We start from the raw sequence: 12,644 nt of genomic DNA on the forward strand, positions 1-12,644 counted from the left end.
AACGATCAGATCACCGCCATACGGTGATCTGATCGTTTTCTTGTCTCTTGTCCCGTTTTTATCGGGCACAGTGCCACTTTTACTCCCTTCGGTCGTCCCCGAACCGTGATAGATCTTCACGACTGCCGAAGGGGCGCCACCCATGTTCCCGCCGGCCTGCTTGAACCGGCTGACCGCCGGCGTGCAACTCCATCCGTATCCGGGGGGATCGAGGACCCGATCCGCAGCCAGTCAGGCGCGGGTCGGCGTGGAGAAAGGCGCACCAGATCATGACCTCAGCGCAGGTCGAGCAGCACCACGCGGCACCCGGTGAGGGAACCGGGGCCGACGGCGGGGAGGGGTACCACCGCACGCTCGGCGCCCGCCAGATCCAGATGATCGCGATCGGCGGAGCCATCGGCACCGGCCTCTTCCTGGGCGCCGGCAAGGCCATCTCGAAGGCCGGACCGAGTCTCATCCTGGCCTACGCCATCGCGGGCCTGGCCATCTTCTTCATCATGCGCGCCCTGGGCGAGCTGCTGATGTACCGCCCGGTCTCGGGCTCCTTCTCGGACTACGCACGCGAGTTCCTCGGCCCGTTCTGGGGATACGCCACCGGCTGGACCTACTGGCTGTTCTGGGTGGTCACGGGCATCACCGAGGTCACAGCGGCAGCCAAGTACATGTCGTACTGGACCCACGACAGCTTCCCCCAGTGGGCCTACGCCCTGATCTTCACCGTCGTCCTCTACACCGCCAACCTGATCTCCGTGAAGCTCTTCGGCGAGCTGGAGTTCTGGTTCTCCATGGTCAAGGTCACCGCCATCGTCGGCATGATCCTGATCTGTGCCGGCATCCTCACCATCGGCTTCTCCGACGCCGCCGCAGGCGCCTCGTTCTCCAACCTGTGGAACGACCGGGGATTCTTCCCCAACGGCATCGGCGAGACGCTGATGACGCTCCAGATCGTCGTCTTCGCCTTCCTGGCCGTCGAGCTGGTCGGCGTCACCGCCGGCGAGTCCAAGGACCCCGAGAAGACCCTGCCCAAGGCCATCAACACCGTGCCGTGGCGCATCGCCGTCTTCTACGTCGGCGCCCTCATCATGATCATGTCGGTCATCCCGTGGTCCCAGTTCAAGGCGGGGGAGAGCCCCTTCGTGCTGGCCTTCGAGAAGATGGGCCTGGGGATCGGCGCCGCGATCGTCAACTTCGTCGTCCTGACCGCAGCCCTGTCCTCCTGCAACTCCGGCATGTACTCCACCGGCCGCATGCTGCGCGACCTCGCGCTCAACGGCCAGGGCCCGAAGTTCTTCACCAAGCTGACGAAGAACGGCACCCCGCTGGTCGGCACCACCTTCTCCGCCGCGCTCATGCTCCTCGGCGTCTGGATCAACTACGTCGCCCCCGGCAAGGCCTTCGACTACGTCGTCTCCTTCGCCACCATCTCCGGCATGTGGGCCTGGATCGTCATCCTCGTCTGCCAGATCCGCTACCGGGCCAGGGTCCAGCGCGGCGAACTGCCCGCCTCCCCGTTCCGGACGCCGGGCGCGCCGTGGACCAGCGCCCTGTCCCTCGCCTTCATCGGCGTGGTCATCGTGATGATGGGCGCCGACGCCGACGCCCGCGTCTCGCTGTACTGCGCCCCGCTGTGGGCGCTGATCCTCGGCGTCTCCTACCTCGTGCTCAAGCGCCGCAACCCGGCCGGAGCCGCCTTCACCAAGGCCGGCAGCACCACCTCCTGACCGGCACCCCGACCGTGGCCCACCAGCCACGTGTCCAGCATGCGGGCCCTCACGTACCACACCTCGGTACGCGGGGGCCCGCATGCTTATCCTGTCGCTCATGCTGACCCTCACCCAGGCCCTCTACGACCAGATCGTCGCGCACGCCCGCAAGGACCACCCCGACGAGGCGTGCGGCGTCGTGGCCGGCCCGGCGGGCACCGGCCGCCCGGAGCGGTTCATCCCCATGCTGAACGCGGCCCGTTCGCCCACGTTCTACGAGTTCGACTCCAAGGACCTGCTGAAGCTGTACCGCGAGATGGACGACCGCGACGAGGAACCCGTCATCGTCTACCACTCGCACACCGCGACCGAGGCCTACCCGTCGCGCACCGACGTCACCTACGCCAACGAGCCCGCCGCGCACTACGTCCTCGTCTCCACCGCCGACACCGACGGCCTCGGGGAGTTCCAGTTCCGCTCCTACCGCATCGTCGACGGCGTCATCACCGAGGAGGCGGTCGAGGTCGTCGAGGCCTACTGACCAGGATGCGGGACGGAGGAGTCCATGATGCGGGATCACACTCCAAACGCCGGACCGGGAATCGTTAACATGACCGCATGGTTCCTCCCGACGTGAGCATCGAGACGCCCGGCAGACTGCTGCTCGTGGCGCGGCTGCACGTCGACCTGTGCCGTCTCGCCAGCAGCATCTGTCCTGCCGCCTGAGCACCGCAGCCCCTCGCGCGGGGGCCCTGAGCCGCGCGCCCTCAACCCCTCCCCGCACCACTTCACACTGGAGCCTGCCATGGCCATCGAGGTCCGCATCCCCACCATCCTCCGCACCTACACCGACGGCGAGAAGGCCGTGAGCGGTGAGGGCAGCACCCTTTCCGAGCTCTTCGCGGACCTGGAGACGCGCCACAAGGGCATCGAGGAGCGACTCATCGACCGGGCGGCGGGCGGCAAGCTGCGCCGTTTCGTGAACGTCTACCTCAACGACGAGGACGTCCGCTTCCTCGACGGCATCGCGACCGAGCTCAAGGACGGCGACAGCGTCACCATCCTCCCCGCGGTGGCCGGCGGCGCCGCCTGATGCGTTACGACTCCCCGCTCGCCGCGGTCGGCAACACGCCGCTCGTCCGGCTGCCCCGGCTGTCGCCCTCCGAGGACGTCCGCATCTGGGCCAAGCTGGAGGACCGGAACCCGACCGGCTCGATCAAGGACCGCCCCGCGCTCCACATGGTCGAGCAGGCCGAGAAGGACGGCAGGCTGTACCCCGGCTGCACGATCCTGGAGCCCACCTCCGGCAACACCGGCATCTCCCTGGCGATGGCGGCGAAGCTCAAGGGCTACCGGATCGTCTGCGTCATGCCGGAGAACACCAGCCAGGAGCGCCGCGACCTCCTCGCCATGTGGGGAGCCGAGATCATCTCGTCGCCCGCGGCGGGCGGGTCGAACACCGCGGTCCGGGTCGCCAAGGAGCTGGCCGCGGAGCACCCCGACTGGGTGATGCTCTACCAGTACGGCAACCCGGACAACGCCGGCGCCCACTACGCCGGCACCGGCCCGGAGATCCTGCGCGACCTGCCCTCCGTCACCCACTTCGTGGCGGGCCTGGGCACCACCGGCACCCTCATGGGCGTCGGCCGCTACCTGCGCGAGCACAAGCCCGACGTGAAGATCGTCGCCGCGGAGCCGCGCTACGACGACCTCGTCTACGGCCTGCGCAACCTCGACGAGGGCTTCGTCCCCGAGCTGTACGACGCCTCCGTCCTCACCACCCGCTACTCGGTGGGCTCCGCGGACGCCGTCACCCGCACCCGCGAGCTCCTCCAGCAGGAGGGCATCTTCGCCGGCGTCTCCACCGGCGCCGCACTGCACGCGGCGATCGGCGTCGGCCGCAAGGCGGTGGCCGCCGGCGAACCGGCCGACATCGTGTTCGTCGTCGCCGACGGCGGCTGGAAGTACCTGTCGACGGGCGTCTACACCGCCCCGACGACGGAAGCGGCCATCGAAGCCGTCCAGAACCAGCTCTGGGCCTGACTCCCGCCCCGCTCCCGGCCCCGCGGCGCCCCGCGGGCCCCGGGGCGGGCACGGGCCCCGGGGCGCGGGCTACGGGGACAGCAGATCCGCCAGGACCGCCGCGTGGCTCGACCCCGGTTCGCGGACCGCGGTCAGCAACGTCACCGGCCCACGCTCCGCCAGCCTCCGCAACCGCTCCAACTCCGCCGCCGCCTCCGGGGCCGCCAGCTCCGCCTCGTACCGCGCCCGGAACTCCTCCGGAGTCCCCCCGCCTCCGTGGTACCAGGTGCGCAGCTCCCCCGACGGGGTCACCGCCTTCGGCCACTCGTCCACCGCGGCCGCCGCCTTCGCCAGGCCCCGCGGCCACAGCCGGTCCACCAGGACCCGCACCCCGTCCGCCCCCGGCTCGGGCGGATCGTAGACGCGCCGCACCCGCACCCTGCCCCGCGCCGCTGCCATCAGCCGCCACCTCCGAGTCCCTTGACCTCGTCCCACACCGCGGGGTCCAGCACCCCCAGCCGGCTCCGGAACTCCCACACCCACACCTCCGACGGCCGGTCCGCCTCCAGGTAGCCCACCCGGCCCGGCGTCACCCCGACCGTCCCCGGCGGCAGCGGGATCACCCCGGCCCGCCGGTCGTCGTACTTCCCGCTGATCCAGGCGACCCGCGCCCGGTGCCCGCGCACGGACGCCGCCGCCAGCACCAGACAGGACCGCCCGTCCGCCAGCGTCCACAGCTCGCCCGCCCGCGGCCGAGGCGCCGGACCCGGACCGTGCGGCGGCGGCGCCCGCCGGCCGATCCCCGGCCGACGCCCCACGACCAGGACCAACAACATCACGGCGACCACCGCGAGGGCCGCGGGCCACCAGGACGTATCCATAGTCCGACGGTAGCCGCGCCCGTCGCCCACGGCACGCAACCAACCCCGCACGGCCCCGGCACGCCCGTGCACACCGTCGCTCCCCCGGGTGACACCACAGGTGATTCCCCCCACAACGGCCTGCCGCGGAGGAGCGACCCGACGTTTCGCGCCTTACGCTCGACCCACGCACGGCCCGCATTCCGTCCACGGACCGTCCCGGAGGTTGTCGCTCCATGAAGCTCACCGTCGTCGGCTGCTCGGGGTCGTTCCCGTCCGCGGAATCGGCCTGTTCGAGCTACCTCGTCGAGGCCGACGGCTTCCGGCTGCTCCTCGACATGGGCAACGGCGCCCTCGGCGACCTGCAGCGCCACTGCGGCCTCTACGACCTCGACGCGATCTTCCTCAGCCACCTGCACGCCGACCACTGCATCGACATGTGCGCGTACTTCGTGGCCCGCTACTACCGGCACGAGGGCGGCCGCTGCGGCACCATCCCCGTGTACGGGCCCGAGGGTACCGAGAAGCGCCTCACCACCGCCTACGAGGACGTCCCCGACGAGCGCTCGATGAGCGAGGTCTTCGACTTCCGCACGCTCAAGTCCGGCGCCTTCGAGATCGGCCCCTTCCAGGTACGCACCGAGCGGGTCAGCCACCCCGTCGAGGCCTACGGCATCCGCATCGAGCACGGCGGCCGCACGCTGACCTACTCCGGCGACACCGGTGTCTGCCCCGAGCTCGCACAGCTCGCCGACGGCGCGGACCTGTTCCTGTGCGAGGCGTCCTTCACGCACGGCAAGGAGGACATCCCGGACCTCCACCTCAACGGCCGCGAGGCCGGGGAGTTCGCCCACGGCGGCCGCGTCGGCCGGCTCGTCCTGACCCACATCCCGCCGTGGACGGACCCCCGGCAGAACCTCTCCGACGCCCGCGCGGTCTACGACGGCCCGGTCGACCTCGCGCACGCCGGCGCCGTCTACGAGGTCTGACGCCCCGGCACCGCCTGCTCGGCCCCACGGCCGCCCCGGCGTACGGCGAAGCCCCCGCCCTCCCGGAAGGGAGAGCGGGGGCCTCGTCCGCGGCGCACGGCGGAAGCGCCGGGGCCGGTAGGCCGGCTCGGCCTACTTGGCCTCGGCCTTCTGCAGCTCGGCCAGCTCCTCGTCGGACTCCCGGCCCGGCGTCGGCAGGTTGAACTTGGTGATCGCGAACCGGAAGATCACGTAGTAGACGACCGCGAAGCACAGGCCGACGAACGCCAGACCCCACGGGTTGGTCGCGATGCCGAGGTTCAGGCCGAAGTCGACCAGGCCGGCGGAGAAGCCGAAGCCGTCCTTCATGCCGAGGGCCCAGGTCAGCGCCATCGAGACACCGGTGAGCAGCGCGTGGACCGCGTACAGGACCGGCGCGATGAACATGAACGTGAACTCGATGGGCTCGGTCACGCCGGTGACGAAGGAGGTCAGCGCGAGGGAGAACATCATGCCGCCGACGGCCTTGCGGCGCTCGGGCCGGGCGCAGTGGACGATCGCGAGGCAGGCGGCGGGCAGGGCGAACATCATGATCGGGAAGAAGCCGGTCATGAACTGGCCGGCGCTCGGGTCGCCGGCGAGGAAGCGGGCGATGTCGCCGCTCTTGCCGTTGTACTCGCCCGCCTGGAACCACGGGAAGGAGTTCAGCAGGTGGTGCATGCCGATCGGGATCAGCGCGCGGTTGGCGACACCGAAGATGCCCGCGCCGACGGCGCCGGAGCCCACGAGCCACTCGCTGAAGCTGTGCAGACCGGTGCCGAGGACGGGCCAGACGAGGCCGAAGACGATGCCGACGACCAGGCCCGCGAAGGCGGAGAGGATCGGGACCAGGCGGCGGCCGCCGAAGAAGCCCGCCCAGTCCGGCAGCTTGGTCCGGTAGAACTTCTGGTACAGCAGGGCGACGATGATGCCCATGACGACGCCGCCGAGGACGCCCGCGTTGACCGGGGCCTCGACGTTGACGATCTTGCCGTCGACGACCTTGGCGACCGTCGGCAGGTTCGAGTCGGTGAAGGTGGCGAGGACGTTCTTGAAGACCAGGTAGCCGGTGACCGCGGCCAGTGCGGTCGAACCGTCCGACTTCTTGGCGAAGCCGATCGCGATGCCGACGCAGAACAGCAGGGCCATGTTGCCGAGGATGGCGTCGCCGCCTGCGGCCATGTAGCCGCCGAGCTTCTGGACGAGCGCGGGCAGCGAGTCGTCGGCCAGCATGTCATCCTGGCCGAAGCGGACCAGGAGCGCGGCGGCGGGCATCACCGCAACGGGCAGCATGAGGCTGCGGCCGATGCGCTGCATGACAGCCATCGCGCCGGCGCCCTTCTTCTTCTCGGCCGCGGGGGCGGCAACCGTGGTCACAACTTCCTCCAGAGGGCAAGGCGCCGCCGGAGGAGCACGGGGGACGGCGACGTCTTCGTTCGGGGGTGACGCGGGCCCGGAATTGGCCCGCGTGGTCTACACCAATGACGTGGTGTAGACCAGTTGTAGCACGGTGAGGGTTAGATAAGGAACCTTCGATTTTTTGTGGCGTGCACCACATTCCCCACAACTCCCCGCCCGACCCGGATCCGACCCGCCGAAGCCCCAACCGGAACAAGCGGAAGCCCCCGGAACGGCCCGGTTCGACGCCCTCCGGGGCAACGGGCGGAACCCTGCTCCCGGCCCGGCTACGCCTGCGTGTTCTCCCGCTCCATCCGGTCGATCTCCTCGTCCGGCTCCCGACCCATGGTGGGCAGGTCGAACTTCGTGATCGCGAACCGGAAGATCCCGTAGTACACCACCGCGAAGACCAGACCCACCGGGACGATCAGCCACGGCTTCGTCGCCAACCCCCAGTTGATGACGTAGTCGATCAGCCCCGCCGAGAACGTGAACCCGTCCTTCGCCCCCAGCGCCCACGTCACCGCCATCGACACCCCCGTCAGCAGCGCGTGCACCACGTACAACGCCGGCGCCACGAACAGGAACGAGTACTCCAGCGGCTCCGTGATCCCCGTGACGAACGACGTCAACGCCACCGACAGCATCAGGCCGCCCACCTCCTTGCGCCGCCGCGGCTTCGCACAGTGCGTGATCGCCAACGCCGCCGCCGGCAGCGCGAACATCATGATCGGGAAGAAACCCGTCAGGAACTGCCCCGCCTCCGGATCACCGGCCAGGAACATGTTGATGTCACCGTGCACCGTCGTCCCGTCCGGCTTCGTGTAACTGCCGAACTGGAACCACACCGGCACGTTCAGGAACTGGTGCAACCCGATCACCAGCAGCGCACGGTTCGCCACCCCGAAGATCCCCGCACCCCACGAACCCAGCCCCACCAGCCAGTCCGAGAAACCCTCCAGCCCACCGCCCACCGGCGGCCAGATCCACAGGCACAACACCGCGAACCCGATCGCCACGAACGACATGACGATCGGCACCAGCCGCCGCCCGTTGAAGAACCCCAACCAGTCCACCAGCCGCACCCGGTGGAACCGCTGCCAGAACCACGCCGACAGCAGGCCCATGACGATGCCCCCGAACACCCCGGGATTCTGGTACGTGAACTCCACGAACGTCTCGTTCGGCCCGATGCAGCCCGGACCGATGTTCCGCGTCCCCGGCGGACACACGTTGGGGAACGCGTGCAGCACCCCCCGGTACACCAGGAAGCCCGCCACCGCCGCCAGCGCCGTCGAACCGTCCGCCTTCCTCGCCATGCCGATCGCCACGCCGACGCAGAAGAGGAGCGGCAGGCCCAGGTCCGGGTTCAGCAGCGCGCCCCCCGCGCCCGCCATCACCCTCGCCACCGCCTGCCAGTCCAGACCCTCCACGCCGAACACGTCCGGCTGCCCCAACCGGTTGAGGATCCCCGCCGCCGGCAGGACCGCGATCGGCAGCTGCAGACTCCGCCCCATCTTCTGCAGGCCCTGGAACAGGCTGTTCCACCCGCTGCGCCGCGGCGCTGCCGCCGCACTGCTCGCGCTCATCGGCTACCTCCCTGGCGGGCCTGTTTGGGGCAGCTGCGTCCGTACGGCACACTGGTGTAGACCACTTCCGGTGCGGTCCCACACGCCCGCACCACAAGGCGGGTTGCCACTGACCGCCATCATTCGGCACGGGCAACACCCGCGCCCGCGTAGCTGGGCCAACAGTGGGCTACCGTGACAAACCGGAGCGCACTGGCCGGACCAGGGCCGCCGAGACTCGTTCTTCGCAGAACTCAGGGAGAGACACATGGCCACCAAGGCTGAGAAGATCGTCGCCGGGCTCGGCGGCATCGACAACATCGAAGAAGTCGAAGGCTGCATCACCCGCCTGCGCACCGAAGTCGCCGACCCCGCCCTCGTCGACGAAGCCGCACTCAAGGCCGCCGGCGCCCACGGCGTCGTCAAGATGGGCACCGCCGTCCAGGTCGTCATCGGCACCGACGCCGACCCCATCGCCGCCGAAATCGAAGACATGATGTGACACCGGTCCCCACCGCCCGGCCCCGCCGAGCGCACTGACCACCACGCCACCACGCCGCGCGCCACCACGCCGCGCGCCGCCGCGCCACCGCCGCAGACCCCGTCCCCGCGCCCGCCCGCCCGGCCGACGGGGTCTTCGCGCACCCCCGCACCCACTAGGCTCGGACGCATGTCACGCATCGACGGCCGCACGCCCGAACAGCTCCGCCCGGTCACCATCGAACGCGGATGGAGCAAGCACGCCGAGGGCTCCGTCCTCATCTCCTTCGGTGACACCAAGGTCTTCTGCACCGCCTCCTTCACCGAAGGCGTCCCGCGCTGGCGCAAGGGCAGCGGCGAAGGCTGGGTCACCTCCGAATACTCGATGCTGCCCCGCTCCACCAACACCCGCGGCGACCGCGAATCCGTACGCGGCAAGATCGGCGGCCGCACCCACGAGATCTCCCGCCTCATCGGCCGCTCGCTCCGCGCCGTCATCGACTACAAGGCCCTCGGCGAGAACACCATCGTCCTCGACTGCGACGTCCTCCAGGCCGACGGCGGCACCCGCACCGCCGCCATCACCGGCGCCTACGTCGCCCTCGCCGACGCCGTCGCCTGGGGCCAGCGGAAGAAACTGATCAAGGCCGGCCGCAAGCCGCTCACGGGCACCGTCGCCGCCGTCAGCGTCGGCATCGTCGACGGCGTCCCCCTCCTCGACCTCTGCTACGAAGAGGACGTGCGCGCCGAAACCGACATGAACGTCGTCTGCACCGGCGACGGCCGCTTCGTCGAGGTCCAGGGCACCGCCGAAGGCGAACCCTTCGACCGCAAGGAACTCAACGCCCTCCTCGACCTCGCCGCCGGCGGCTGCGCCGACCTCGAAGCCATCCAGCGCAGCGCCCTCGCCCACGAACTCTGACCGACGGGCCCACGGACGCCGAGAACCACGAGCCGCACTCCTGCGTCCTTGTGATCACGGGCGCACGGAGACACAACCGTGCGCCCGTGGACGTACGCGCGTCCGCACACACATCCGAACACCGCATTCACCCATGCTCGTGAGGGGACCCGCATGAAGCTCCGCATAGCCGCCGTGGCCGTGGCCGCCGCACTGACGCTCCCGGCCCTGACGGCCTGCGACGCCATCTCGACGGCCATGGACTGCGCCAACACCGCCGTCGCCATCACCGACGGCGTCGGCGAGCTCCAGCAGTCGGTCTCCAACGCCGGCAACAGCCCGCAGGACGCACAGAACGCCCTGAACAAGATCGAGCAGAACCTGAAGAAGATCGGCGACCAGACGGACAACGCCGACCTCGGCAAGGCCATCAACTCGATGAACACCGCGGTCAAGAACGTCCGCGACTCCATCCAGAGCGGCAACAAGACCCCCGACGTCACCCCCGTCGCCGACGCCGCCAAGGAAATCTCCAAGGTCTGCACCCCGAGCTGAGGCCGAACTGCCCCCGGGCCGGCGGGCAGGAGGGTGACGTCACGGCGCCGCGATAATGGGCGCCATGACCTCGACGCCCTCCGCCCCCCGCCTCGTCCTCGCCACCCGCAACGCCGGCAAGGTCACCGAGCTGCACCACATCCTGTCCGACGCCGGCCTGCCCCACGAGCTCGTCGGCGCCGACGCGTACCCGCAGGTCCCGGACGTCAAGGAGACCGGCGTCACCTTCGCCGAGAACGCCCTCCTCAAGGCCCACGCCCTGGCGCAGGCCACCGGCCTGCCCGCCATCGCCGACGACTCCGGCCTCTGCGTCGACGTCCTGAACGGCGCCCCCGGCATCTTCTCGGCCCGCTGGGCCGGCACCCACGGCGACGACAAGGCCAACCTCGACCTGCTCCTCGCCCAGCTCTCCGACATCGCCGACGAACACCGCGGCGCCCACTTCGCCTGCGCCGCGGCCCTCGCCCTCCCGGACGGCACCGAGCACGTCGTGGAGGGCCGCCTCCTGGGCACCCTGCGCCACAGCCCGGCCGGCACGGGCGGCTTCGGCTACGACCCGATCCTCCAGCCCGAGGGCGAGACCCGCACCTGCGCGGAACTGACCCCGGCCGAGAAGAACGCCATCTCCCACCGCGGCCAGGCCTTCCGCGCCCTGGTCCCGCTCATCCGTGACCTGCTGGGCTAAAGCCAAGAGCCTGCGAATCACATCTGACTCGCAGGCTCTTCTGGTGCGGCGGAAGGGATTCGAACCCTCAAGCCGTTTCACGGGCCACAGATCCTAAGTCTGCTGCGTCGCCATTGCGCCACCGCCGCCGAACGCCTGTCATGATAGCGGGCGGTGAGCGTGCTCATTTGCGGCCAGTTGGCCCTTGCGGCGGCGGCCCCCTCGACACCAGGTGCTGGTGACGGCATACCACTTGGGACAGAGCAGCCGGAGATTCTCCTGCCGGTCGTGACTCCGGTCGCCGTCGATGCGGTCGACCTCCAGGGGGAGTGGCCCGGCCACACCGCCTCGCTCAGCGTCCGCGACGCTCGCGCCGCCTCCGTGAGTCGTTCACGGGCGTACCGGGTCACCGGCATCGGTCACCCCACCCCTTCGCTTCCGTTCTCGATCACCGCCGATAGACGGGACGGCCCGCACCGGTTTGGTGCGGGCCGTTCCGGGGTGGAGCGGGCGTCAGATGCCCAGGTCCTTGATGATCTTGGCTACGTGGCCGGTGGCCTTGACGTTGTACAGGGCGCGCTCGACCTTGCCCTCCTCGTCCACGATCACCGTGGAGCGGATGACCCCGGTCACCGTCTTGCCGTACAGCTTCTTCTCGCCGTACGCGCCGTACGCCTCCAGGACCTGCTTCTCCGGGTCGCCGACGAGGGTGACCTTCAGGTGCTCCTTCTCGCGGAACTTCGCCAGCTTCTCCGGCTTGTCCGGCGACACGCCGATGACCTCGTAGCCGGCCCCGGCCAGCACGTCCAGGTTGTCGGTGAAGTCGCAGGCCTGCTTGGTGCAGCCCGGCGTCAGCGCGGCGGGGTAGAAGTACACGATCACCTTGCGGCCCTTGTGGTCGGCGAGCGAGACCTCGTTGCCGTCCGCATCGGGCAGGGTGAAGGCAGGGGCGGTGTCGCCCGGCTGGAGTCGCTCACTCATCTCGACAGTCTCCTCGGGAGGTGGATCGCTACGCCACGAGACTAAGCTGACAGACTGTCCATGGCGGATCACGCCCCCATGCGACCAGACCATGGGCACGACCACGACGACGGAGGCAGCGCGGTGCCGGAAGCCAGGACCCCCGCACAGATCGAGGCGGACATCGTCCGCCGCCGCGGGCAGCTCGCCGAGACGCTCGACGAGATCGGTGTGCGCCTGCACCCCAGGACGATCGTCGGGGACGCGAAGGCCAAGGTCGTGTCGACGGTCGACCACACGGCGGGGCGGGCGGTCGTCACCGTGAACCGTTTCGTCACGGACGTGCGGGACGGCCTGCGGGACGACGACGGCGCCCCGCGCATGGACCGGATCGTGCCGGTCGTGCTGCTGGCCGCGGGCGTGGTCGGGCTGATCGTGGTGTCGGCGCGCCGCAAGCGCTGAGGACCCTGCGGCGGACAGGCGGGGCGCGGGCGGGTAGTTTCGTGGCGTGAGCGACAACACCAAC

General features: G+C 70.0%; 15 protein-coding genes, 1 tRNA gene and 1 pseudogene. 11 read left to right on the top strand and 6 right to left on the bottom strand.

All coding sequences use genetic code 11. The annotated features are described in order from the left end of the window. Window positions 1-269: 269 nt before the first annotated feature. From ACSHWO_RS21390 to ACSHWO_RS21410, 5 genes are all read left to right on the top strand, one after another. Window positions 270-1,721 (top strand): amino acid permease, encoded by a 1,452-nt coding sequence (locus tag ACSHWO_RS21390; protein ID WP_361084625.1) that lies wholly within the window; start codon window positions 270-272, stop codon window positions 1,719-1,721. Between the two features lie 100 nt (window positions 1,722-1,821). After that, on the top strand, window positions 1,822-2,244 hold the full coding sequence (locus tag ACSHWO_RS21395; RefSeq protein ID WP_385849219.1) for a Mov34/MPN/PAD-1 family protein: 423 nt from the start codon (window positions 1,822-1,824) through the stop codon (window positions 2,242-2,244). A gap of 77 nt (window positions 2,245-2,321) precedes the next feature. Then, window positions 2,322-2,429, top strand: a complete 108-nt coding sequence (locus tag ACSHWO_RS21400; RefSeq protein ID WP_360637723.1) for a putative leader peptide — start codon at window positions 2,322-2,324, stop codon at window positions 2,427-2,429. A gap of 79 nt (window positions 2,430-2,508) precedes the next feature. Continuing rightward, entirely contained in the window at window positions 2,509-2,796 is a 288-nt protein-coding gene (locus ACSHWO_RS21405; RefSeq protein ID WP_361084619.1) for a MoaD/ThiS family protein, read from the top strand. Next, on the top strand, window positions 2,796-3,746 hold the full coding sequence (locus ACSHWO_RS21410) for a PLP-dependent cysteine synthase family protein (protein ID WP_361084616.1): 951 nt from the start codon (window positions 2,796-2,798) through the stop codon (window positions 3,744-3,746). Before ACSHWO_RS21405 ends, ACSHWO_RS21410 begins: the two co-directional genes overlap by 1 nt. Before the next feature lie 69 nt (window positions 3,747-3,815). Here the strand turns inward: ACSHWO_RS21410 and ACSHWO_RS21415 are convergent, their stop codons facing one another. Next, window positions 3,816-4,184, bottom strand: a complete 369-nt coding sequence (locus ACSHWO_RS21415; protein ID WP_361084613.1) for a DUF488 domain-containing protein — start codon at window positions 4,182-4,184, stop codon at window positions 3,816-3,818. After that, window positions 4,184-4,606: a hypothetical protein gene (locus tag ACSHWO_RS21420; protein ID WP_361084611.1), complete on the bottom strand. Its 423-nt coding sequence runs from the start codon at window positions 4,604-4,606 to the stop codon at window positions 4,184-4,186. Before ACSHWO_RS21420 ends, ACSHWO_RS21415 begins: the two co-directional genes overlap by 1 nt. 215 nt (window positions 4,607-4,821) lie before the next feature. Here ACSHWO_RS21420 and ACSHWO_RS21425 point away from each other — a divergent pair, with 215 nt between their 5' ends. Beyond that, window positions 4,822-5,574, top strand: a complete 753-nt coding sequence (locus tag ACSHWO_RS21425; RefSeq protein WP_438313891.1) for an MBL fold metallo-hydrolase — start codon at window positions 4,822-4,824, stop codon at window positions 5,572-5,574. Between the two features lie 132 nt (window positions 5,575-5,706). Here ACSHWO_RS21425 and ACSHWO_RS21430 read toward each other — a convergent pair whose 3' ends face one another. Further along, window positions 5,707-6,918 carry a PTS transporter subunit EIIC gene (locus ACSHWO_RS21430; protein WP_438319198.1) on the bottom strand — a complete coding sequence of 404 codons (1,212 nt, stop codon included), beginning with the start codon at window positions 6,916-6,918 and terminating at the stop codon, window positions 5,707-5,709. Between the two features lie 359 nt (window positions 6,919-7,277). Further along, entirely contained in the window at window positions 7,278-8,579 is a 1,302-nt protein-coding gene (locus ACSHWO_RS21435) for a PTS transporter subunit EIIC (protein WP_438313894.1), read from the bottom strand. A 241-nt stretch (window positions 8,580-8,820) separates the two neighbouring features. Here ACSHWO_RS21435 and ACSHWO_RS21440 point away from each other — a divergent pair. The 4 genes and pseudogenes from ACSHWO_RS21440 to rdgB all read left to right on the top strand — a co-directional run. Beyond that, window positions 8,821-9,060: pseudogene (locus ACSHWO_RS21440) on the top strand (glucose PTS transporter subunit EIIB); the annotation flags it as partial. A 168-nt stretch (window positions 9,061-9,228) separates the two neighbouring features. Further along, a complete protein-coding gene (gene rph, locus ACSHWO_RS21445; RefSeq protein ID WP_438313897.1) occupies window positions 9,229-9,960 on the top strand; it encodes a ribonuclease PH in 732 nt (243 codons plus the stop codon). A 153-nt stretch (window positions 9,961-10,113) separates the two neighbouring features. Beyond that, window positions 10,114-10,494: a hypothetical protein gene (locus ACSHWO_RS21450; protein ID WP_385849214.1), complete on the top strand. Its 381-nt coding sequence runs from the start codon at window positions 10,114-10,116 to the stop codon at window positions 10,492-10,494. Window positions 10,495-10,558: 64 nt separating this feature from the next. After that, window positions 10,559-11,179 (top strand): RdgB/HAM1 family non-canonical purine NTP pyrophosphatase, encoded by a 621-nt coding sequence (rdgB, locus tag ACSHWO_RS21455; RefSeq protein WP_385849213.1) that lies wholly within the window; start codon window positions 10,559-10,561, stop codon window positions 11,177-11,179. A gap of 41 nt (window positions 11,180-11,220) precedes the next feature. Here the strand turns inward: rdgB and ACSHWO_RS21460 are convergent. Both ACSHWO_RS21460 and bcp read right to left on the bottom strand, forming a co-directional pair. After that, window positions 11,221-11,307, bottom strand: a tRNA-Leu gene (locus tag ACSHWO_RS21460). A 364-nt stretch (window positions 11,308-11,671) separates the two neighbouring features. After that, on the bottom strand, window positions 11,672-12,139 hold the full coding sequence (gene bcp, locus ACSHWO_RS21465; protein WP_385429312.1) for a thioredoxin-dependent thiol peroxidase: 468 nt from the start codon (window positions 12,137-12,139) through the stop codon (window positions 11,672-11,674). A gap of 78 nt (window positions 12,140-12,217) precedes the next feature. Between bcp and ACSHWO_RS21470 the strand changes: the two genes are divergently transcribed. Further along, on the top strand, window positions 12,218-12,580 hold the full coding sequence (locus tag ACSHWO_RS21470; RefSeq protein ID WP_385849212.1) for a DUF3618 domain-containing protein: 363 nt from the start codon (window positions 12,218-12,220) through the stop codon (window positions 12,578-12,580). The last annotated feature ends 64 nt before the right edge of the window (window positions 12,581-12,644 follow it).

It is taken from the genome of Streptomyces pallidus (ex Mingjun et al. 2026) (assembly GCF_051550185.1).
Taxonomy (GTDB): Bacteria; Actinomycetota; Actinomycetes; order Streptomycetales; family Streptomycetaceae; genus Streptomyces.